Source organism: Aeromicrobium sp. CF4.19, assembly GCF_051262555.1.
GTDB lineage: Bacteria > Actinomycetota > Actinomycetes > Propionibacteriales > Nocardioidaceae > Aeromicrobium.
In genome coordinates this window covers 567,791-589,345 of record NZ_JBIMEU010000002.1, presented here as the reverse complement: position 1 = coordinate 589,345, position 21,555 = coordinate 567,791, and the positions used below count along the sequence as shown (strand labels likewise).

The window sequence follows — 21,555 nt, the reverse complement described above, 5'->3', positions numbered from 1 at the left end:
CGGGCTCAGCCCAGGCCGATGCGGCGCAGGATGCCGCCGGCCAGCACGACCGCCGAGCCGTCGGGGAGCTCCCGCGCCGAGTAGAGCTCGGAGTCCACGAGGGCTCCGCGCGTGTCCCCGGTCCGGGCGTCGAGGATCGTGGCCTGCGATCGGGGCGCGTCGGCACCCAGCGCCAAGGCCGGCCAGAGACCGCCGTGCCGATGCAGGACGGAGACCCCGCCGCCGGCGGTCTCCACGCCCGGGTACCTGGCGGCGCCGTCGTAGGTCTCTGACCTCGGCCAGCCGTCTCGCGTCCACAGCTCCTCCCCGGTGTCGGGGGAGTGGCCGGTGAGGGAGTACTCGTCCTGCACCACCACGACCTGGTCACCGGCGACGACGCGCCCCTTGGACTCCGGCGTGAACGCACGCCAGCCGTCCTCGAGCACGGCGGCGTCCCCGGTCCGGAGATCGAGCGAGACCATGCCCTCCCGGTCACCGCCGCCGCGCTCCAGACCGACGTAGAGACGGTCCTGCAGGACGAGGCGCGGTGCGAAGCCCGGAAAGCGCCGTCCGCCGCAGTCGATCGTGGTCGACCACACCTCACGGCCGGCACGCAGCGCCCTGAAGCTGCACCCTTCCTCGTCGGCGCTGCTCTCCACCAGCAGGTCGGCCGCCAGGGCGCTGTCGGCGAAGGGGATCGTCCCACCGACCGTGCGGCCCTCCTCGTCGACGACGCCGACCCGCCCGTCGCGGACGACGGTCGGCACCGTGGGGACCATCGCGCTGTTGCTGGGACGCAGCACGTCGTCCTGACTGCCCACACGGGACCAGTCGGAGCCGGACCCTGCGGCAGGATCGGTGCTGACACGAGGCCGCGCCGACCAGAGCTCCTCGCCACTCTCGTCCACCGTCGTGACGGTGCACCGTCGCTCGCCGCAGGAGGTCAGGGTCACGCCCTGCTCACCGATGGCGCTCACCCGGGCCAGGTCGTCCTCGGTGCGGGTCCACAGCGGGTTCCCGTCACGGTCGTAGGCGGCGTACTCGATGGGGCCGGTGATGTCGCCCTGCACGACGAACGTCCCGTCCTCACCGAGCCACATCCTCGTGGGCACCAGCCGCTCGGAGCCCGCCGGCTCCGAGCCCCACTCGTGCACGAGCCCGCCGTCCTCGAGGTCGACGATGTCGACGGACTCGCGCTCGTCAAAGACGTAGACGCGGTCCGCGGCGACCAGGACCGTCCCGGAGGACTCGACCTCGGTGGCCCAGGCCGCAGCCCCGCCGGTGAGCTGGTGCAGCCGCCAGTGCGCGTACCCGACGATCCCGCCGAGGACGAGCAGCGTCACCAGGAGCACCGTCAGTGCTCGACGCGTCGTGACCCCCACGAGTGACGACCCTAGCGCCCAGGCAGCGGGGCTGCGGGCTCAGTCCGCGCCGATGCGGTGCAGGAGTCCGACGCAGGTCAGTGTCGTCGGGCCCCCGGAGCCTCACGCGGACGGGACAGGTGCTCCGCGGTCTGCTGTACCGTGCGTTCGTGCTCGAGCCCGGTGACCCGTCCCGTGCTCGACGGCGCGACAGGAGGCGCGCGAGACGCGTGCTCGAGGACGCGGTCGCCTCAAGGAGCATCACCGCGCCCGACCGTTCGTTGCGTGAGGCGCAGGTGCAGGCGGCGGTGACCCGCGGCGACCTCGCCACGGCGGTCCGTGGGCTCGGGCCCCCCGAGCCGACCTCGACGTCCAGTGCAGGCGCCTCCGCTCGTACTCGGAGGTCGACGACGGAGCCATGGCCCTCGTCCGCCCCCACCACTGGACGGCTACCGCCGTTCGGGGAGCGTCTCATGCCCCACCTGGATGCTGCTGCTCACGTCGTGCTGCGGCGGTGGCGTCGTGAGCTTCCGATCCACGAGTCGCTGGCGACCAGGAGCGACCGAGTCGCGATGGCCCTGGCCAGGGCAGTCGTGATCCTCATGGTGATCGGCGGCGGCATCGTGACGGTCGGGGTGGTGGGCGCGGGCCTGGCCCAGATCCTGCCCGAAGACGACCCGCGTCCTGCCGTGGCGCGTCCCGAACCCGTCAACGACCCCACCACCATCGAGGGCTGGCAAGCGCTGCTGGGAGGGATGGACGACCGGTTCGGCTCCACGGAGGTCTACTCCCTGGAGCTGACCAGAACCGTCGCCACCATCGAGCTGGTCGATGACGTCACCACGCCGGCGTACAGCTGGCGCCGGGTCGGAGGGTGGCAGCCCGCCGACAGGTCTCGGCCGGTCGCCGGTCTCATTCCCATCGAGCTGCGCAGCCTGCGTGACGACCAGGTGGCTGCGCAGCTGGAGGTCGCGTACGAGCAGGCCGGCCTCGACCCGCAGGAGGAGGTGGAGCATCGCATCGAGCTCCTCCGTGACGGCGCGGGTCTGGTCGTCCTGACCGTTGAGCTCTCACCGCGAATCGGCGAGAGGGTCTCCCGCCGCTACACGCTGGGACCACCGCAGCCCTGACGTTCCGGCTGCGGTCTCAAGCGACCTGCTCCAGCAGACCGGTGTCGACGTCGTAGAGGAACCCACCGACCTCGACGCCGGCCGGGACCAGGGGGTGTGACTCCACCCGGTGCACGTCCGTGCGCAGGGTGGCCTCCTGGTCGGTGATGGCGCCCAGCGTCATCCACGACGCGTCGGTGCCGGCAGCCTCGCCCACACGGCGTCGCAGCTCCTCCTCCGGTGCGGAGGCCATGGCGCAGCGGGTGTGCTGCACCACGAGCACGCGCTCCACCTGCAGCAGGCTCACGCCGAGGACGACTGCGACGAGTGCTTGGTCGGTGACTCGACCGCCGGGGTTGCGCAGGATCTTCGCGTCACCGGGGGAGAGGCCGATCATCGCGAGCGGGTCGATGCGCGAGTCCATGCAGGTGACCATGGCGACGCCCGCCCGGGCGACGCCGTCGAACCCGGCGAGGTCGAAGGACTCCGCGAACTCTCGGTTGGCGGTGAGCAGATCGTCGAAGGGCATGGGTACAGATTATCGGTCGTCGCTCGGTGAGGGGACGCGTCCGGTCTCGCGCAGGAGCAGCAGGGCCAGCACGGCGGCGACGACCGCACAGACGGCCGCCCCGACGAAGACGGTGTGCAGCTGGGTGATGCCGGCCTCCCGCACGGCGTCGCGATAGGCCGGACAGGCGGCACTGGCACCGCCGCACAGCTCGGCTGCCGGGGGGATCCGCTGGGAGGCGGAGTAGAAGGCTCGCAGGCCGATCGTCGTGAGCGCCGAGATGCCGATGAGCATCCCGACCATGCGGGCGACGATGAGCAGGGCGCTGGCCACCCCGTGGACGGCGTCAGCGGTGTGCGCGAGCAGGGCGGCGTTGACCGGCGCTATCGCCAGGCCGAAGCCCAACCCACCGGCGACGAGTGACAGGGTCTCCCAGCCGCTGTCCAACGACTGCGCGTCCCAGGTGGCCATGTGGGCGAAGGCTCCGGCGCTCAGCAGCATCGCCCCGGCGGTCAACCACGCGGCCGGGACCCATCGCAGGAGCCACCCGCCCAGGACGGCGCCCACGGGCAGCGCCACGAGGAAGCGGACAAGGACGAGTGCGGCGTCGAGCTGGGAGTCCGGGTGCACCGTCAGACGGGCGAAGAAAGGGATGTCGACGAGCGCGGCGATGAGGCTCGCGCCGACGAAGAATGACACCGCGAGCGCACCCCACGCGACCCTGCTGGAGAGCGCCCCACGGGGGATGAGCGGCCGGGGCGCGACGCGTTGACGCCACACGAACCCCCCGAACGACAGCGCCGCGAGAGGGAGCAGGACCGGTGCGGAGTCCGAGATGGCCGCGCTCTCCGGCTCGGCCGACGCGAACGCCACGATCACCGAGCCGAGCCCGAGAGTGAGCAGGCCCGCGCCCAGCAGGTCCGTCTCCCGCCCCAGGGAGCCCCATCCACGCCAGTCCAGCAGGGGTCGGTGTGCAGTGAGCTGTCGCAGCACGAACAGCACCGCCAGCCCGATGAGCGTCAGGCCCATCGGGGTGAGCCAGCGGGACTCCCCGACCACGGGCAGGAACGCCAAGCCGGTCGTCACCCCGGTGGCGAGCGACTCCGGCTCGAGCATCACGAGGGTCAGGGTGAGCAGGACCAGGATCGCGAGGACGATCCCGAGAAGGTCCGGGTGCCCGGGACGCCGGGCCCGCTGCCGGTCCTCGTCGCCCTGCGTGATCATCGCGGCGGCCAGCAGCAGTCCCACCGCACAGTTGAGCCAGAAGATGTCGCGCCACGAGCCGAACGCCAGGACGACGGCGCCGTACAGGGGGCCGATCACGCTGCCGAGCTCCTGGACGGCACCCACGACGCCGAGCGGCAGACCACGACGCTCGGGCGGCCAACGGTCCGCCACGAGGGCGAGGGTCGGCGGGATGAGGCCGCCCCCACCGATGCCCTGCAGCAGACGGCCCGCGACGATCGACTCGAGGTCGTAGGCGGCCGCGGTGACGAGAGACCCGACGGCGAAGACGACGAGCGAGCCCAGGAGCACGGGGACGCGTCCGCGCAGGTCCGAGACGCGTCCGATCAGCGGCAGGACCCCCACGTAGCCGAGCAGGAAGCCCGAGACGATGGGCGCGGCGCGCTGCAGCTCGTCGACGGCGAGGCCGCTCGCGCTCATCATGTCCGGCAGCGCGAGCACCACCACGTACGTGTCGGCAGCGGCGAACGCGATCGCCACCGAGGCGAGCCCGAGCAGGACCCGCGGTGCCGCCTGACGCACGGTCGGGTCAGCTCCCGCCGACGCCGGCGGGTGCCTCGATCTCGACGGGCTCGTCGGAGGTGGTCAGCGCGAGCCGGTAGGTGACGTCCCGGCCGCCGGGGTAGAAGGGTCCTGCGATGGAGGCGTCCCGCAGGACGTCGTCGTCGGTGAGCCGGTATCGCACCGTGAAGGTGGCCTCGGTGTCGGCAGTCGGGATGATCGACGCGATCGCCTCACCCGGGAGCGTGCCGGCGATGGTCGTGAGGACGTCGTCCCCGTCGCGGGACTCACCGTCCTCGGTGACGTCCTCCGTGTCCTCCAGGATCGTGCTGACTCCGTCCTCCGGGTCGAGCAACGTGGCCGGGTCCGGGGCGCCGAGGGTGCTGGGGTCCAAGGACAGGAACGTCGGCGCGAACCCGGTCTTCGCGTACAGCTCGCCGTCGACCGCGACCACCTCCGCGTCCAGGCTCGTCCCGCCGGCGACGACCGTCACGTCGCCCTCGAAGGCTGGGTCGTGGTTGCCACGACCCTCGGCCGTGAGCAGGCCCGTGACGCCCTGGGGGAGCTCCTCGGTCGAGAGGGCGAGCTCCAGGCTCTCCGCCTCGTCGATCACCGTGCGAGCGGCTGAGAGACGCTCCGACAGCTCTGCCGGGTCGGCGCTCTCGGACTCCTCGCCGCCGGTGCAGGCGGTCAGGAGCAGGGCGAGGAGGGCGAGAAGTGACAGTCGGTTGCGCACGGGGCCAGTCTGGCACGCAGCCGGGGCCCCGGCCGGTGTCCCGTGGGCGTTGCTCACGGCTGCGAGAAGGTCGCTGCGGGACTGGAGACCGTGAGCACCGGCTGCGGCAGGGGCACCCCCGAGCCGTCGCGGCGATCGGTGGGCTCGGGCAGCGCCACGGCGGTGCCGCTCGTGGCGCACGCCAGAGGTAGACCGTCACCGACCCAGCCCAGCACGAGGTTGTCCTCGCCCCGGAGAAGACGCTGGCAGCGCACCCCACCGGTCGCGCGTCCCTTGGCCGGGTACACCGAGAGCGGGGTCACCTTGGCGGTGCCGGCCTGGGTGCCGGGCAGGGCGTCGCCGGAGCCGGCGATGCCCACCACGTGGGCGGACGAGGCGTCCCGCACGGCACCGAATCCCACGACGCGGGCGCCGGGCGAGAGCTTGATCCCTGCGACGCCACCGCCTGTGCGCCCTTGGGGCCGGACGAGGGAGGCCGAGAAGTGCAGCAGCTGGGCGTCGGAGGTGATGAACGCGAGGTCCTCCTCGCCGGTGCGAAGCATCGTCGCACCGACGACAACGTCACCCTCGGCGAGGCTGATGACCTCCCACGAGTCACGGCCGAGGTGGTCGGGCTTGACCCGCTTGACGACACCCTGCCTGGTGCCGAGCGCGATGCCGGGGCCGTCCTCGTCGAGGCTCATCAGGCCCAGGGGCGTGGCGCCGGGGTCCACGAGCTCGCGCAGGGGCACGCCGCCCTGCAGGTGGGGGGCGGAGGCAGTCGGGGGGAGCGCGGGAATCTCCAGCACGCTGAGCCGGCGCACCGTGCCGTCGCTGCTCAGCAGCCCGATTTCCCCGCGTGCCGTGGCACGGACGGCGGACAGGATCACGTCGTGCTTGGCGCGACGTTCGTTCAGCCCGAGTGGGGCGTCGTCGCTGGTGCGCGCCAGCAGCCCGGTGCCGGACAGCAGGACCCAGCAGGGCTCGTCCGGGACCTCCAGCGGGGCGGCCGCCGAGGTGACTGCCGTGCCCGCGGACTCCAGGAGCACCGTGCGGCGTGGCGTGCCGAAGGTCCGGGCGACCTCGTCGAGCTCGTTGCTGACGACCGCGCGGAGCACGGCGTCGTCGCCGAGGATCTCATCGAGCCGCTCGATCGTCTGACGGAGCTCGTCGGCCTCCTTCTCCAGCTCGATGCGCGAGTACCTGGTGAGGCTGCCCAGGGTGCGGTCGAGGATGAAGTCGGCCTGTACCTCCGAGAGGTCGAACACGCCGATCAGCCGGGTCCTGGCCTCGGAGCGGTCGTCGCTGCTGCGGATCAGCTGGATCACCTCGTCGATGTCCAGGATCGCCACGAGCAGCCCCTCGATGAGGTGGAGCCGGTCGGCGGCCTTGCCGCGACGGAACTGGCTGCGGCGTCGCACCACGGACAGGCGGTGCGCCAGGTAGACGTCGAGCATCTCGCGCAGCCCCAGGACGCGCGGCTGGCCGTCGACGAGGGCGACGGCATTGACGCCGAACGAGGTCTCCATGGGCGTCTGCTTGTAGAGCTGCTCCAGCAACGCCTCCGGGACGATGCCGTTCTTGACCTCGATCACGAGGTTGAGGCCCTTGTGCCGGTCGGTGAGGTTCTTGATGTCGGAGATGCCCTGCAGCTTCTTGGCCTGGACGAGCTTCTTGATCGCCTCGATGACCTTCTCCGGGCCGACGTTGTAGGGCAGCTCGGTGACGACGATGCCCTTGCGACGAGGGGTCACGTTCTCGATGCGGGCCGTGGCGCGCATCCGGAAGGACCCGTTGCCGGTGGCGTAGGCGTCGCGGATGCCGTCCAGGCCGACGATCTTGCCCCCGGTCGGCAGGTCCGGGCCCGGGATGAACCGCATCAGGTCGTCGAGGTCCGCCCCCGGGTGGTCGATGAGGTGCCGCAGCGCCTGCACGACCTCCACCAGGTTGTGGGGGGCGATGTTCGTGGCCATGCCGACCGCGATCCCCGAGGCGCCGTTGACCAGCAGGTTCGGCAGCGCGGCCGGCAGCACGACGGGCTCGAGCTCGCGGCCGTCGTAGTTGGACCGGAAGTCGACGGTGTCCTCGTCGATCGAGCCCGTCATCGCCTCCGCGGCCAGGTCCATCCGGCACTCGGTGTAGCGCATCGCGGCGGGCGGGTCGTCCGGGGAGCCGAAGTTGCCGTGACCGTCGACCAGGGGCAGACGCATCGACCAGGACTGGACCAGCCGCACCAGGGCGTCGTAGATGGCGGAGTCGCCGTGCGGGTGGAGCCGACCCATCACCTCACCGACGACGCGGGCGCTCTTGACGTGCCCACGGTCGTGGCGCAGGTTCAGCTCGTCCATCGTGTAGAGGGTGCGACGCTGCACCGGCTTGAGGCCGTCGCGTGCGTCGGGGATCGCGCGGGAGTAGATGACCGAGTACGCGTACTCGATGTAGCTGGCACTCATCTCGTCGCTGATGTCGGTGTCGATGATGTGCTCGTCGAACTCCTCGGGAGGGTTCGGGGTCGTGCTGCGGGCCATGCGGTCCTCTCCTGTGGCAGGCGGTGCTCCATTCTCCACCGCAGGCCGCCACGGCCCGTCGTCGCCACGCCGGGGGCGCTGTCACCGAGGTTCGGTAGGTTGGTGACGTGGAGAACCTGTCGTCACAGAGCCCGGTGGTCGATCGCGGCTGGGACGCGGACATCCTGCTCAAGGACGGCCGGGTGGCACAGCTGCGTCCGGTCGTGCCCGACGACGCCGAGCGCCTCGTCGCCTTCTACTCACGGGTCTCCGACGAGTCCAAGTACTACCGCTTCTTCGCGCCTTACCCCGAGCTCTCCACGCGTGACGTCACCCGGTTCACGACGGTCGACCTCGACCGTCGGGTCGCCTTCGTGATCACGCTGCAGGACGTCATCATCGGCATCGGCCGCTATGACGCCGTCTCCGACGACCAGGCCGAGGTGGCCTTCCTCGTCGAGGACGCGCACCAGGGCCGCGGCGTGGGCCAGCTGCTCCTGGAGCACCTGGCGCAGGCGGGCCGTGAGCGGGGCATCAAGGTCTTCACTGCCGACGTCCTGCCCTCCAACACCCGGATGCTGCAGGTCTTCCGCGAGATGGGCTACCAGGTCGGGGGCAGCGTGGAGGACGGCGTGCAGACGCTGGTCTTCCGCATCGACCCGACTGACTCCGCGGTCGGCGTGATGCGCTCGCGGGAGCAGCGGGCCGAGGCCGCCTCGATAGAGCGCATCTTCGCCGCCCGCAGCATCGCGGTGGTGGGCGCCAGCCGTCGCGCCGACTCGATCGGTCTCGCCCTCGTGCGAGGGCTGGTCCTGGGCGACTACCAGGGCGCGGTCCACGCCGTGAACTCCCAGGCCGAGTCCGTCTCGGGCCTGCCGGCCCACAAGAGCGTCAAGGACATCCCGGGGGAGGTCGACCTCGCGATCGTCGCCGTCCCCGCGGACTCGGTGAAGGAGGTCGTGCTGGACTGCGCCGCCAAGGGGGTGCACGGCCTCGTCGTCATCTCCGCCGGATTCGCCGAGGAGGGCCCCGACGGTCGGCGTCGCCAACGCGAGCTGCTCAACCTGTGCCGCTCCTACGGTCTGCGGCTCATCGGCCCCAACTGTCTGGGCATCATCAACACCGAGCACGACGTCCAGCTCAACGCTTCTCTCGCCCCCTCGATGCCGCCGCAGGGCCGCGTCGGCTTCTTCTGCCAGTCCGGTGCTCTCGGCACCGCGATCCTGGACTCCGTCGGTCGTCGCGGGCTCGGCCTCTCGACCTTCGTCTCGGCCGGCAACCGAGCCGACGTCTCAGGCAACGACCTCCTGCAGTACTGGCAGGAGGACGCCGCCACCGAGGTCGTGCTGCTGTACCTGGAGTCCATCGGCAACCCGCGCAAGTTCTCGCGCATCGCGCGTCGTGTCTCTCGGGTCAAGCCGGTCGTGGCGGTCAAGTCCGGCCGCTCGACCCAGGGCGTGCCGATGGGGCACGCGGTCAAGCGCAGCACCGCCCCGCAGGCTGCGGTGGACGCGATGTTCCGCCAGGCGGGCGTCATCCAGGTCGACACGCTGGAGGAGATGTTCGACGTCGCCCAGCTCCTCGCCCACCAGCCGCTGCCCAGCGGCAACCGGCTGTGCGTGGTCGGCAACTCCGACGCCATGGGTCTGCTGATCGCCGATGCTGCCGCGGCCTCGGGCCTGCAGGTCGCCGATCCGGTCCCGCTCGGCGCGAACGCCGGGGCCGACGACTTCGAGGTGGCCGTGGAGTCCGCCCTGGCCAACCCCGGCGTCGATGCGCTGATGGTCGTCTACGTCCCTCCGCTGAACACCTCCGGTGAGGAGGTCGCCGACGTGCTGGCCTCCATCGGCGAGCAGTCGGACAAGCCGATCGTCTCCACCTTCCTGGGCACCGAGGGCGTCCCGGAGCTGCTGCGCGTGACCGACGTCCTCGGCGGCTCGGCGGGGCGCGGCTCGGTCCCGTCCTACCCGGCCCCGGAGTCCGCGGTGCGCGCGCTCGCCCGCGTCGTCACCTATGCCGAGTGGGTCGCGAGCGACTCCGGCGAGTTCCAGACCCGGCCGGACCTGCGCACGGGCGACGCGAGGGCCCTGGTCCGCGACGTGCTCAAGCGTGCGCCGCGGGGGGCGGTGCTCTCCACCGAGCAGACGCACGCGCTGCTGGAGTGCTACGGCATCGACCTGTGGACGTGGACCAACGTGCACACCAAGGAGGAGGCGATCGCGGCGGGCGAGGAGCTCGGCTGGGACGTCGTCCTGAAGGCCGGCAGCGAGCACCTGCGTGCCCGGCCCGACCTCGCCCACATCTGGCGCGGCATCCACGACGCCGACGACATGGCCGAGGCCTGGGACAACCTCACCACGTGGCGGGGCATGCGCCAGGAGACCCGCTTCTTCGTCCAGCGCACCGCCACCGACGGCATCCCGCTGTCCTTCAGCGTCACCGAGGACCCGTTGTTCGGTCCGCTCGTCTCCTTCGGCCTGGCCGGAGCCCCCAGTGAGCTGCTGGGGGACCGGTCCTACGGCATCCCGCCGCTCACCGACTCCGACGCTGCCGCGATGGTCTCCCAGCTGCGCTCGGCCCCGCTGCTGTACGGCTACCGCGGCAGCGACCCCGTCGACGTCAGCGCCGTCCAGGACACCATCCTGCGGCTCGCGGCCATGAAGGACGACCTGCCCGAGATCGTCGAGCTCGACCTCGAGCCCGTGCTCGTCAGCACCGACGACCTGACGGTGCTGAGCGCACGCGCCAAGGTCGTGCCGTCCGCGGACCGACGTGGCGAGTGGTACGTACGGCGGCTCAGCCAGCCGGCGCAGGGAGATACCCTCGGATGATGCGACGCGACCGACGCTCCGACGTGTTCCAGGAGATCTCCCGCAGCGGGTACCACCCGCAGATCGTCTCCGAGGGTCTGCAGGACGCCCTGGCCGGCGAGGAGGTGCGGGCCCACGTCGTGCACCACGAGCCGACCTTCGACCGCGACGAGGTCCGCCGCCACATGACGGTGCTCGTCCTGACCGACACCCGCGTCGTGCTGGTGCACACCGACGAGCACCCGCCCGACGACCTCCTGCCCGCGCCCTACACCTCCACCACGAGCGAGGCCGTGGCCATCGAGCAGGTGCGCTCGGTCGTCGTCTCGCGGATGGTCTCCGCCGACACCCAGGACCTGGCCGAGGCGGTCATGACCATCGGCTGGGGGGCGGTGTCGCGGATCGACCTCGAGCCGGCGCAGTGCAGCGACCCCGAGTGCGAGGCCGATCACGGCTACACCGGGAACCTGACCGGCGACGACTTCTCGCTGCGCCTGAGCGCAGCCGCGGATGGCGGGTCGGCGCTGGAACGTCTGCTGGAGTTCGCCCGCGTCCTCTCGGTCGCCACGACCGGCAGCCGGGCCGGCCAGACCTGATGCCCGGGCTCCACGAGCTCCTGCCGTCGGTGGGAGCGGCCGTCGGCGCGCCGGGGTTCAGCGACACCATCGGCCTGCCCCGGGCGCCGCGCTACGTCGTCATGCTCGTGGACGGCCTGGGAGCGCACCTGCTGGCCGAGCACGCGGACGCCGCCCCGTTCCTGGCCGGCCTGCACGGTGTCACGGACGTCCGCAGCGGCATCCCCTCCACCACCGCGACGAGCCTGACCTCGCTGGGCACCGGCCTGGAGGCCGGGCGGCACGGCGTCGTCGGCTACACCTCCCGCGAGCCCGCCAGCGGCCGGCTGCTGAACTCGCTGAAGTGGGCCCACGACGTCGACCCCCTCCAGTGGCAGCCGCACACCACCGTGCTGGAGGCCATCGCAGCGGCCGGCATCCCCGCCTCGGCCGTCAACGACTCGGCGTTCGAGAGCAGTGGCCTCACGCTGTGCAGCCAGCGTGGCGTCCCCTTCCACGGCATCGACTCGGTCTGGGAGCGCCAGGACGTCGTGCTCGACGTCGTGGAGGAGACCGAGCGGGCCGTGGTCTACGCCTACGAGTCCCGCCTGGACCACACCGGTCACAAGCACGGGTGCACGTCACCGCAGTGGCGGGAGATGCTCTCCACCATCGACGCCAACCTCGCGACGCTGCGTGCCGAGCTGCCTGCTGACACGGTGCTGCTCGTGACGGCCGACCACGGCATGCTCGACCTGCCGGCCGAGGGCCGCTTCGACCTGGAGACCGTGCCGGCGCTGCGCGACGACGTCACCCTGGTGGCGGGGGAGGCGCGCTTCCGCCACCTCTACGTCCGCCCGGGGTCGGCGGACGCCGTGGCCGCCGCCTGGGCCGACGTGGTGGGCGAGCGGGCCGTCGTGCGGACGCAGGAGGGCCTGGAGGACTGGTTCGGCCCCATCGACGACCGGGTGCGACCACGCATCGGGGACGTCGTGGTGGCGGCGCTGGGCGACTTCGCTGTGTTCTCCTCACGAGACTTCGCGATCGAGCTGCAGATGACCGGGTTCCACGGCTCGATCACCGAGGTCGAACGAGCCATCCCGGTCCTCATCGCCCCCTGAGGCTGGCAGGATGGACTCGTGGCGGCACTGGACTTCTACTCGGGAACGATGGACTGCGGCAAGAGCACCCTTGCCCTGCAGCTGGACCACAACCACCGTTCCCGTGGCCGGGTCGGGCGCGTGTTCACCAGCCACGACCGGGCCGGCGAGGCGACGCTCTCCAGCCGGCTGGGGCTCTCGGTCGACGCGATCGAGGTGGACGAGCACTTCGACTTCTGGCAGCACGTCGTGGGTGAGCTGACGCAGGGTGGTCGCATCGACTACCTGGTGTGCGACGAGGCGCAGTTCTACACCCGGCACCAGATCGACGTCCTGGCCAGGATCGCCGACGAGCTGGAGATCGACGTCTTCTGCTTCGGCATCCTCACCGACTTCCGCACCCGCCTGTTCGAGGGCTCCGGGCGTCTGGTGGAGCTGGCCGACCGCGTCCACACCCTGCAGGTGGAGGCGCTGTGCTGGTGCGGGGAGCGGGCCACCCACAACGCGCGGACCGAGGACGGCGTCATGATCACCGAGGGTGAGGTGATCGTCGTCGGCGACGTCGAGCAGACCGGCCTGCCGGCGCCCACCGTGGGCTATGAGGTGCTGTGCCGCCGGCACCACCGCCGGCGGATGACGGCCGCGTCGGCCAAGGCGGCCGCGCTCTCGCCGGACGTCCTGCCGTTCGGGTAGGGCCTGTGACGGTCAGTCGTCACGTCCGCCGAACATGATCTCGTCCCAGCTGGGAACCCGGCGGCGCTCGGCCTTCTTCTTGCGCGGACCGACCGAGTCGGGCACGGCGAGGGGACGGTCGTCGACCTCGTCCTGCACGTCGTGCTCGAGCTCGGCGGAGTCCTCGTCGTCCTGGGCGTCCTCGGAGTCCACGTCCTGCAGGGTCAGCTGCTCCTGGGCGCGTCGGTCCCGCGCCTCCTTGATCGAGGAGATGCGGGCCGGGGGTGCCACGTCGTCCTCGTCCGAGACCACCGCGTCCTCCTGGGCCGCGGCCGGAGCGGCGGGCTCCTGGGACTGCAGTGCGTCGGCGATGGCCATCTCCGAGGACGTCGCGACGGCGACGTCGCCCACCAGGTCGTGGGCCGGTTCGTCGGCAGGCAGGACGTAGCGGCTCTTGTGGTCGTACAGGAAGGAGGCGCGGATGCCCGACAGGGGCGTCACGACGACGTGCCACCGTCCGTCCTCGCGACGCCAGGCGTCCCACAGGGCGTCGTCGGGGCTGGAGCCGTCGTCGACGATCTGCTCGTCGACGATGGTGCCGAGCACCACGGGAGAGCCGCCGACGTGCTTGCGGCGCACCGGCGTCGACCTGGCCTGGCTGACCATGTGCTCGCGCTCGGCCAGCACGGGCCCGGCGAAGCGCTCGATCTGCTCCGTGGGCACGCCGGCCGTCTCGGCGACCTGGGTCACGGACTCGCCACGTCGGATGCGGGTCTGGATGTCGCGGGGGCTGAGGCTGCTTTCCATCGTGAACTCCATCTGGCCGGACGAACGGTCCCGGTGCTGGGACGCGGCGTCGATCAGGGCCCTCAGGCGACGATCGGCGGGGACGCGGAAGGCCTCGGGGCCCGAGGGGTCGCGCAGCAGGACGTATCGCCCGTCCTCACTCAGCCGATCCGGACCGAGATCGCGCATGTGTGTCGCCTCCCACGTGGTTCCCGCCCATGCTAGGCAAGGGCGTCGGTGAATCCGGGACGACACGCTCGACCGGTCGACGCACGTGTCCCGGCCCTGTGGGCCGGCGGCCCCCGGATGCCGCTAGCGTCGATCCATGCCCGACCTCGCCCTGCTGCTGCTCGACCTGCTGGGCATCGCCGTGTTCGCGGCGACGGGGGCGCTCGTGGCCGTCCGCAAGGAGCTCGACGTCTTCGGCGCCATCGTCCTCGGTGGCATCACCGGGCTCGGGGGCGGCGTCCTGCGTGACCTGCTGATCGGGTCGGTGCCGCCGGCGGCGCTGGTGGACTGGCGCTACCTCATCACCCCGGTCGCCGCGGCCGTGATCGTCTTCGTGTTCCACCCGGCCGTCGGCCGGATGGAGAAGCAGATCGGCGTCCTCGACGCCGTGGGCCTCGCCCTCTTCTGCGTCACCGGGGCCGTCAAGGCCCACGACGCCGGGCTCGGGATCATCGCCTCGGCCCTGTGCGGGATGCTGACGGCGATCGGTGGCGGCATGATGCGTGACGTCCTGGCCGGCCGGGTCCCGGTGATCTTCCGTGAGGAGCTCTACGCGACGCCCGCCTTCACCGGTGCCCTGCTGGCCGTGCTGGCCGCCGAGATCGGTCTCGGCCCGTGGACGTACGTCGTGTCCGCCGCGATCTGCCTCGTGTGGCGCCTGCTGGCGTTGTGGCGCGGTTGGCGCGCCCCGCTGCCGCCCGGGCTCGACCGCGGCTGAACGGGCCCGCACACGCCGCTCCGGGTCGATCGCGAGTGGCGCAAAGCCGGCCCCGAGCGGCGCAGATTTGCGCGACACGCCGTCCCAGAATCGCGGATCTGCGCCACTCGGCGGGGGCCCGGCGTGGGGGTCAGTCGCGGGGGAGGACCGCGTCGAAGGAGGCGTCGTGGTTGCCGAAGCGGTGGGTCGTGATGCTGACGGCCTGCTCGCGCAGGAACGGCAGCAGCTCGACCCGACCCGACCAGGTGACCTCGCCGGCGTGGATCGCGACGTCCGGGTCGCCGCCGACGGCGTCGGCCACCTCCAGGGCGAGGGACTCCAGCAGGCGGATCCGGCTGGGCCGCTCGGTCGCGATGCGACGCAGCCAGTCGGCGGGCGTCTCGACGACGTGTCCCGGGGCGAGGCCGTCGGGCAGCGGGATCGGGCTGGAGACCTCGATCGGCGCTCCCGTGCGACGTGCCGCGGCGAGGACCCGTGCGGTGGCCAGGAGGTCATCACCCGAGCGCACGTGCACGGCCGTCGTCCGGTAGCGGAAGACGTTGCGCTCCACCCCGAGGCCGGACACGTCCTTCTCGACGCCGAACTCGCGCTGCCACGCCAGCTCGTCGGACCCGGTCGCGGCGCGCAGGAGGTCACGCGACGCCTGGTCGAGCGCGTCGTCGACGGCGTCGACCAGGGCGAGGACCTCCGGCGTGAGGGTGACGTCGCGGTCGGTGGCCCGTGGCGGCCGGGGGTGCCAGGAGCCGAGGTGCGTCAGGTAGTTGGGTCCGCCGGCCTTGCAGGTCGTGCCCACCGAGGAGCGCTTCCAGCCACCGAAGGGCTGACGCTGGACGATCGCCCCGGTGATGCCGCGGTTGACGTAGAGATTGCCGGCCTCGACCCGCTCGATCCAGGTGTTGACCTCGTCGGGGTCGAGGGAGTGGATGCCGGCGGTGAGCCCGAAGTCCGTGGCGTTCTGCCAGGCGAGGGCCTCGTCGAGGTCTGCGGCGGCCATGATGCCGAGCACCGGGCCGAAGTACTCGGTGGTGTGGAACTCGCTGCCGGGCCGCACACCGATGCGCACGCCGGGTGACCACAGGCGGCCGGACTCGTCGAGCCGGCGGGGCTCCACGAGCCACTCCTCGCCCTCACCCAGGGTCGTGAGCGCGTCGCGGAGCTTGCCGGTGGGGGGCTCGACGACCGGCCCCATCATCACCTCGGGGTCGTCGGGCCAGCCGACCTTGGTGGAGGCGACGGCGTCGAGCAGCTGACGGCGGAACCGCTCGGAGCTCGCGACGGACCCGACCAGGATGCCCAGGCTCGCGGCCGAGCACTTCTGGCCCGCGTGGCCGAAGGCGCTGCGCACCAGGTCGGACGCCGCCTGATCGATGTCCGCGCTCGGGGTGACCACGAGCGCGTTCTTGCCGCTGGTCTCGGCCAGCAGCGGAAGGTCCGCGCGCCACGAGCGGAACAGGCTGGCCGTCTCCCAGCCGCCCGTCAGGATGACCCGATCCACCGAGGCGTGGGAGATGAGGGACTTGCTCAGCTCGCCCTCCTCCATGCTCACGTAGCGCAGCACGTCGCGTGGGACGCCGCCCTGCCAGAGCGCCTCGACCACCACGGCGGAGCAGCGCGGACTCTGCGGAGCGGGCTTGATGATGACGCCGGAGCCGGCGGCGAGGGCGGCGAGCATCGAGCCGGCGGGGATGGCCACCGGGAAGTTCCACGGCGGAGCGACCACGGTGAGGGCGGCCGGCTCGAAGCGCGCGCCGTCGACGACCTCCAGTCGCCGGGCCGACTCGGCGTAGTAGTGCGCGAAGTCGATCGCCTCGCTGACCTCGACGTCCGCCTCGCCGATCGTCTTGCCCGTCTCGGCAGCCATGACGGCGATCAGGTCACCGCGGCGGGCCGCAAGCGCCCCGGCCGCCTGGTGCAGGATCCAGGAGCGCATCTCCGCCCCCCGGGACGCCCAGGCGTGCCCGGAGCGACGGGTCTGGCGGATCAGCGTCTCCAGCGAGGCCGGGCCGTACACCTGGCTCGTGCTGATGGTGTTCGTGCCGAGCTGGGTGTACGTGGAGCGGTGCAGCATCTGCCGACCCCACTCACGGTTGCCGGCGACCGAGGGATCGGTGTCGGCGGTGTTGCTGAAGCCCTGAGTTCCGCCGGAGATTCGCTCGTGGCGTCGGTCCTGGACGCGATGGGGCTCGGGGACGGTCTCGTCGAGGGCCTTGACCGACGCCAGGAAGCGCCCGGCCTCTCGCTCGAAGGTGTCCTCGTCGGAGGCGAGGTCGAAGGCTGCGGACATGAAGTTCTCGTCGCTCGCGTTCTCCTCCAGCCGGCGCACGAGGTAGGAGATCGCGACGTCGAACTCGTCGGGGTGCACCACCGGGGTGTAGAGCAGCAGGCGACCGACGTCGTCGCGGACGCCGCCCGTCGGTCCGGAGTCCATCCCCAGCAGCATCTCGAAGTCCACCCCGTCGGTGACCTCACGGTCCTGCGCGAGCAACCACGCGTAGGCGATGTCGAACAGGTTCTGGCCGGCCACGCCGATCTTCACGGCGTCGGTGCGCTCCGGCGTGAGCGCCCAGCGGAGCACCCGCTTGTAGTTGGTGTCGGACTCCTGCTTGGAGCCCCACGTCGCCAGCGGCCAGTGGTGCATGACGGCGTCGACCTGCTCCATCGCCAGGTTGGCGCCCTTGACGACGCGCACCTTCACCCGGGCGCCACCGTCGGCACGGCGGCGCGCAGCCCACTCCTGCACCTGCTGCATCGCGCCGAGCGCGTCCGGCAGATAGGCCTGCAGCACGATCCCGGCCTCGAGGTCAGGGAAGCGGTCCAGCACCTGGGTGAACACCGCGAGCGTCAGGTCGAGGTCGCGGTACTCCTCCATGTCGAGGTTGATGAAGGCGCCGTTCTCGGAGGCGAGCTCATAGAGCGGCATGAGCCGCTCGATCACGCGCTCGACCGTCTCGTCGAAGGCCCACATCGACAGCTGGCTGGCGACGGAGGAGACCTTGACCGAGACGTAGTCGACGTCGTCGCGGCGCAGCAGCTCCAGCGTGTTGTCGCGCCGCCGGAGGGCCTCCTGCTCCCCGAGGACGGCCTCGCCGAGCAGGTTGAGGTTGAGTCGGTCGCCGTTCTTGCGGAGCTTCGCGATCGTGCGGCCGAGCTTCTCGGGGCGGGCGTCGGCGATGAGGTGGCCGACCATCCGACGCAGCGTCCAGCGGGCGGTCCCCACCACCAGCGCCGGGAAGAGCACCGAGAACACCGCACCGGTCTTGATGAGCAGACGCTGGAACCACGGCAGGAAGCGCGGTGTGCTCTTGGCCAGGCGGCGCAGGTTGAGCGCGGCGACCTTGGCGTCGTCGGGCCGCACGACCCGGTCGACGAAGCCGATCGTGAACTCCAGACCGGCAGGGTCCTTGAGCAGCTTGGCCAGCCTGCGGGCAGAGCGGTCCGGTCGACGCGATCGACCCTTCTGCGGATCGATCCATGAGCGGACGAGGGCGACGCTGCGGTCGGCGAGATCAGGATCGGTCATGGCACCCCAAGGCTAGTGCGTGATCGGGTCCGGCACGAGGCCGCGGTCGGCGGGTGGGCCGGGCTTGAAGCACCATGCCACGACGGCGGCCGTCGCCGCAGCCACCAAGGGCACGCTGAACCACGCACGGGCTCCGGCATGGTCCACCACCCAGCCGACCAGCGCGGCGCCCAGGGCGACCCCGGCGGAGAGTGCCGTGATCGTCCAGGCCATGCCCTCGGTGAGCCGAGCCGGGTGCACGTACATCTCGATGATGCTCATGGCCGAGATGAGTGTCGGCGCGATCATGAAGCCGGCCAGGAACATGCCGACGGCGAACCACGCGGTGCTGGGCACGAGGAACAGCGGCCCGAATCCCCCGCCGCAATGCGCCCTGTGCGGGGGTACCCCCATGCCCGGCGAGGACGACGGTGGTCCACCGGAGACGAGCGACGGTGTCCTTCGGCGGCGGGAACGCACCGACGAGCACCCCGGCGGCGAGGCTGCCTGCGGCCCAGACGGCCAGCACGGCCCCGGCCCACGAGCGCTGGCCCTGCTCGGTGGTGAAGGCCACCACGACGACCTCCATGGAGCCGAACATCGCCCCGATGCCGACGGCAGCCAGCATCACCGGACCCAGCACGCCCCAGCCCATGGGCGCGCGACGGTCGGCGGTCAGCGGCTGCGGCGGGGGCTCGGTGGAACGTTGAGCGGCGAACGCCCACGCCCCCAGGGTCCCGGCGGCACCCGCGACGGCCAGCCCCGACCAGGGCGTGACCCCGAGGGTCAGGAAGGTGACGAGCACGGGGCCGACGATGAACACGACCTCGTCGAGCACGGCCTCCAGGGCGTAGGCCGTCGTGAGCCGGTCCCGGTCGTCCCGCAGCACGTGCGTCCAGCGCGAGCGGACCATGGCGCCGGTCTGGGGCGTGGACAGCCCCGCGAGTGCCGCGGCGAGGTGCGTCCACGGCGGGCTCGCGTCCACGTCGACGGCCAGCAGGAGCAGCGCGACCCCGACGGCGAACACGGTTCCGGTGGTCCACAGGACCAGGCCCTGCCCCCAATGGTCCGCAAGGCGTCCGTGCAGGGGCGCACAGGCCGCGAGCGCCAGCACGTAGGCCGCGGACACGAGCCCGGCCCGCCCGTAGGAGCCGGTCTGCTGCTGCACGAGGAGCACGATGCCCAAGGCCGCCATCGAGCTCGGGAGGCGGGAGACGAGGGCCGCCAGGCTGAACCGCATCGCTCCCGGCCGGGTCAGGATGGCGGTGTACGAGCTCACCGTTCCTCCCCGTCCTCGTCCGGCGTGACGGCGTCAGACTAGCCGCCGGGTGCCGTGGTGGTCGTGGGACGATGGCGACATGTCCGACCTGCCGTTCGACGCCCTGCTGCTCGTGTCCTTCGGAGGTCCGGAGCGGCCCGAGGACGTGGTCCCGTTCCTGGAGAACGTCACGGCCGGTCGAGGCATCCCGCGGGAGCGGCTGGAGGAGGTGGGGGAGCACTACTTCCTGTTCGGCGGACGGTCCCCGATCAACGACCTCAACCGCAGGCTCATCACCGCGATCGAGTCAGACCTGGCCGACCATGACGTCGACCTGCCGGTGTACTGGGGCAACCGCAACTGGGACCCGTACCTGCGGGCGACCATGGAGCAGATGGTGGCCGACGGCGTGCAGCGCGCCGCGTACGTCGTGACGAGTGCCTACTCCTCGTACTCGGGATGCCGTCAGTACCGCGAGAACCTCGCCGCGGCCGTCGACGGCCTGGACCTCGACCTGGTCCGCGTGCGGCTGTACTTCAACCACCCGGGGTTCGTCGGTGCCTTCACCGACACCACCCGGCAGGCCTTGGCGGACGCACCGGCGGGCACGCACGTCGTGTTCGTCACCCACTCGATCCCGGACACGATGAACGACGCAAGTGGGGGGCCGGGCGTGGGTGCCTACCGCCGTCAGCACGAGGAGGTCGCGCGGCTCGTCGGCGAGGGTGCCGGGGCGGAGGCCACCTCGCTCGTCTACTGCTCGCGGTCGGGCTCCCCGCGCACACCGTGGCTCGAGCCCGACGTCAACGACCACCTCGAGGCGCTCGCCGCCGATGGCGTGGAGTCGGTCGTGGTGGTCCCGGTCGGTTTCATCTCCGACCACATGGAGGTCATCTACGACCTCGACACCGAGGCCAAGGCCACTGCGGAGCGTCTCGGCCTGCGCTTCGTCAGGGCGGACACGCCCGATGACCACCCGGCCTTCGTGGCGATGGTCCGCGAGCTGGTCCTCGAGCGCGCGGCGGTCCTGGCCGACGACTCCGCTCCCCGCGCGGTGGTGGGGTCCTGCGCACCGAACCCCGAGGTGTGCGCCGTGGACTGCTGCGCGAACCCTCGCGGTGCCGTGGCGGCCGTCCGGTGAGCCTGCGCTTCGACGGCGGTGCTGAGGACCTGCACGGGCACGCCCCGGCCGGACTCGTGGAGATCGCCCGGGCCGTGGGCCTGGAGGCGGCGTCCTTCGTGGCCGCACGTCGACCCGCGGGTCGTGTGCCCGTGGCCGCCACCAAGAGCAGCCCCACCGACGTCGTCACCGAGGTGGACCGCGCCTGTGAGGAGCTCATCCGCGAGCGTCTCCTCCGGCAGCGACCCGACGACGGCTTCGTGGGGGAGGAGGGCGACGACGTGCCGGGCACGAGCGGGGTGGACTGGATCGTCGACCCCATCGACGGCACGGTGAACTTCGTCTACGGCATCCCCGCCTATGCCGTCTCGATCGCCGCGAGCATCGCCGGTCGACCCGTGGCCGGGCACGTCGTCAACATCGCGACCGGGCAGGAGTGGGGCGCTGTGGCCGGTGGCGGTGCCTGGCGGTGGGAGGGGCGGGGACGCACAGTCCTGCAGGCCCCGGAGCCACCCGGCCTCGACCAGATGCTGATCGGGACCGGCTTCAGCTACGTCCGCTCGATCCGTGAGCACCAGGCCGCAGCCGTCGCCGCGCTGCTCCCGCACGTGCGTGACGTTCGTCGCATCGGCTCAGCCGCGCTGGACCTGTGCGCGCTCGCCGAGGGCCGCCTGGACGGGTACGTGGAGCAGGGCCTGCACCCGTGGGACCTGGCAGCCGGGGGCCTCGTGGCGAGCGAGGCAGGAGTGCGGCTCGGCGGCCTGGAGGGCGGCCCGGACCTGCGCCTGACGATGGGGGCGCACCCGGTCGTCAGCAAGGAATATTTCGACCTCGTGAGGACTTGCGGCTTCTGACGGCGAAACCCGTGCCCCGATGTGGCACAAT

General features: G+C 71.7%; 16 protein-coding genes and 1 pseudogene. 8 read left to right on the top strand and 9 right to left on the bottom strand.

What is annotated here, in order from left to right:
• Positions 1-5 precede the first annotated feature (5 nt).
• On the bottom strand, positions 6-1,361 hold the full coding sequence (locus ACHAAC_RS07440; RefSeq protein ID WP_435715437.1) for a hypothetical protein: 1,356 nt from the start codon (positions 1,359-1,361) through the stop codon (positions 6-8).
• A gap of 452 nt (positions 1,362-1,813) precedes the next feature.
• On the opposite strand from ACHAAC_RS07440, the gene ACHAAC_RS07435 reads away from it, so the two are divergent.
• Positions 1,814-2,470 (top strand): hypothetical protein, encoded by a 657-nt coding sequence (locus tag ACHAAC_RS07435; RefSeq protein ID WP_435715435.1) that lies wholly within the window; start codon positions 1,814-1,816, stop codon positions 2,468-2,470.
• Positions 2,471-2,486: 16 nt separating this feature from the next.
• Here the strand turns inward: ACHAAC_RS07435 and ACHAAC_RS07430 are convergent, their stop codons facing one another.
• Genes ACHAAC_RS07430 through ACHAAC_RS07415 form a run of 4 tightly spaced genes read right to left on the bottom strand, consistent with a single transcriptional unit; the run spans position 2,487 to position 7,946 of the window.
• Positions 2,487-2,978 (bottom strand): beta-class carbonic anhydrase, encoded by a 492-nt coding sequence (locus tag ACHAAC_RS07430; RefSeq protein WP_435715434.1) that lies wholly within the window; start codon positions 2,976-2,978, stop codon positions 2,487-2,489.
• 9 nt (positions 2,979-2,987) lie between these two features.
• A complete protein-coding gene (locus tag ACHAAC_RS07425; RefSeq protein WP_435715432.1) occupies positions 2,988-4,724 on the bottom strand; it encodes an MFS transporter in 1,737 nt (578 codons plus the stop codon).
• Between the two features lie 7 nt (positions 4,725-4,731).
• Positions 4,732-5,439 carry an LppX_LprAFG lipoprotein gene (locus ACHAAC_RS07420; RefSeq protein ID WP_435715430.1) on the bottom strand — a complete coding sequence of 236 codons (708 nt, stop codon included), beginning with the start codon at positions 5,437-5,439 and terminating at the stop codon, positions 4,732-4,734.
• A gap of 53 nt (positions 5,440-5,492) precedes the next feature.
• Complete coding sequence (locus tag ACHAAC_RS07415) at positions 5,493-7,946, bottom strand: DNA gyrase/topoisomerase IV subunit A (RefSeq protein ID WP_435715429.1); 2,454 nt, start codon at positions 7,944-7,946, stop codon at positions 5,493-5,495.
• A 107-nt stretch (positions 7,947-8,053) separates the two neighbouring features.
• Here ACHAAC_RS07415 and ACHAAC_RS07410 point away from each other — a divergent pair, with 107 nt between their 5' ends.
• The 4 genes from ACHAAC_RS07410 to ACHAAC_RS07395 are packed head-to-tail and all read left to right on the top strand — an operon-like array spanning position 8,054 to position 13,082.
• Positions 8,054-10,756, top strand: coding sequence for a bifunctional acetate--CoA ligase family protein/GNAT family N-acetyltransferase (locus tag ACHAAC_RS07410; RefSeq protein ID WP_435715428.1), 2,703 nt, complete (start codon positions 8,054-8,056; stop codon positions 10,754-10,756).
• Positions 10,756-11,331, top strand: coding sequence for a DUF5998 family protein (locus tag ACHAAC_RS07405; RefSeq protein WP_435715427.1), 576 nt, complete (start codon positions 10,756-10,758; stop codon positions 11,329-11,331). The genes ACHAAC_RS07410 and ACHAAC_RS07405 overlap by 1 nt, the downstream gene beginning before the upstream one ends.
• Positions 11,331-12,410: an alkaline phosphatase family protein gene (locus ACHAAC_RS07400; protein ID WP_435715426.1), complete on the top strand. Its 1,080-nt coding sequence runs from the start codon at positions 11,331-11,333 to the stop codon at positions 12,408-12,410. Before ACHAAC_RS07405 ends, ACHAAC_RS07400 begins: the two co-directional genes overlap by 1 nt.
• An 18-nt stretch (positions 12,411-12,428) precedes the next feature.
• A complete protein-coding gene (locus tag ACHAAC_RS07395; RefSeq protein WP_435715424.1) occupies positions 12,429-13,082 on the top strand; it encodes a thymidine kinase in 654 nt (217 codons plus the stop codon).
• Positions 13,083-13,094: 12 nt separating this feature from the next.
• Here the strand turns inward: ACHAAC_RS07395 and sepH are convergent, their stop codons facing one another.
• Positions 13,095-14,036, bottom strand: coding sequence for a septation protein SepH (gene sepH, locus ACHAAC_RS07390; RefSeq protein WP_435715423.1), 942 nt, complete (start codon positions 14,034-14,036; stop codon positions 13,095-13,097).
• A gap of 136 nt (positions 14,037-14,172) precedes the next feature.
• Here sepH and ACHAAC_RS07385 point away from each other — a divergent pair, with 136 nt between their 5' ends.
• Positions 14,173-14,793, top strand: coding sequence for a trimeric intracellular cation channel family protein (locus tag ACHAAC_RS07385; RefSeq protein WP_435715421.1), 621 nt, complete (start codon positions 14,173-14,175; stop codon positions 14,791-14,793).
• A 130-nt stretch (positions 14,794-14,923) separates the two neighbouring features.
• On the opposite strand, the gene ACHAAC_RS07380 is transcribed toward ACHAAC_RS07385, so the two are convergent.
• From ACHAAC_RS07380 to ACHAAC_RS07370, 3 genes and pseudogenes are all read right to left on the bottom strand, one after another.
• The gene (locus tag ACHAAC_RS07380; protein WP_435715419.1) at positions 14,924-18,313 is read right to left on the bottom strand and encodes a bifunctional proline dehydrogenase/L-glutamate gamma-semialdehyde dehydrogenase; all 3,390 of its coding nucleotides are present in this window, start codon (positions 18,311-18,313) and stop codon (positions 14,924-14,926) included.
• 12 nt (positions 18,314-18,325) lie between these two features.
• Entirely contained in the window at positions 18,326-18,619 is a 294-nt protein-coding gene (locus ACHAAC_RS07375; protein ID WP_435715528.1) for an MFS transporter, read from the bottom strand.
• 718 nt (positions 18,620-19,337) lie between these two features.
• Positions 19,338-19,532: pseudogene (locus ACHAAC_RS07370) on the bottom strand (MFS transporter); the annotation flags it as partial.
• 118 nt (positions 19,533-19,650) lie between these two features.
• Between ACHAAC_RS07370 and ACHAAC_RS07365 the strand changes: the two are divergent.
• Entirely contained in the window at positions 19,651-20,691 is a 1,041-nt protein-coding gene (locus tag ACHAAC_RS07365; RefSeq protein ID WP_435715417.1) for a ferrochelatase, read from the top strand.
• Positions 20,688-21,524, top strand: coding sequence for an inositol monophosphatase family protein (locus tag ACHAAC_RS07360; protein ID WP_435715416.1), 837 nt, complete (start codon positions 20,688-20,690; stop codon positions 21,522-21,524). Before ACHAAC_RS07365 ends, ACHAAC_RS07360 begins: the two co-directional genes overlap by 4 nt.
• Positions 21,525-21,555 lie beyond the last annotated feature (31 nt).

What these genes read in the sequence shown, in the direction of transcription:
- ACHAAC_RS07400 (WP_435715426.1), top strand. Translation starts at nt 11,331, where the DNA reads ATGCCCGGGCTCCACGAGCTCCTGCCGTCGGTGGGAGCGGCCGTCGGC.
- ACHAAC_RS07380 (WP_435715419.1), bottom strand. Translation starts at nt 18,313, where the DNA reads ATGACCGATCCTGATCTCGCCGACCGCAGCGTCGCCCTCGTCCGCTCA.
- ACHAAC_RS07415 (WP_435715429.1), bottom strand. Translation starts at nt 7,946, where the DNA reads ATGGCCCGCAGCACGACCCCGAACCCTCCCGAGGAGTTCGACGAGCAC.
- ACHAAC_RS07435 (WP_435715435.1), top strand. Translation starts at nt 1,814, where the DNA reads ATGCCCCACCTGGATGCTGCTGCTCACGTCGTGCTGCGGCGGTGGCGT.
- ACHAAC_RS07365 (WP_435715417.1), top strand. Translation starts at nt 19,651, where the DNA reads ATGTCCGACCTGCCGTTCGACGCCCTGCTGCTCGTGTCCTTCGGAGGT.
- sepH (WP_435715423.1), bottom strand. Translation starts at nt 14,036, where the DNA reads ATGCGCGATCTCGGTCCGGATCGGCTGAGTGAGGACGGGCGATACGTC.
- ACHAAC_RS07405 (WP_435715427.1), top strand. Translation starts at nt 10,756, where the DNA reads ATGCGACGCGACCGACGCTCCGACGTGTTCCAGGAGATCTCCCGCAGC.
- ACHAAC_RS07430 (WP_435715434.1), bottom strand. Translation starts at nt 2,978, where the DNA reads ATGCCCTTCGACGATCTGCTCACCGCCAACCGAGAGTTCGCGGAGTCC.
- ACHAAC_RS07375 (WP_435715528.1), bottom strand. Translation starts at nt 18,619, where the DNA reads ATGTTCCTGGCCGGCTTCATGATCGCGCCGACACTCATCTCGGCCATG.
- ACHAAC_RS07385 (WP_435715421.1), top strand. Translation starts at nt 14,173, where the DNA reads ATGCCCGACCTCGCCCTGCTGCTGCTCGACCTGCTGGGCATCGCCGTG.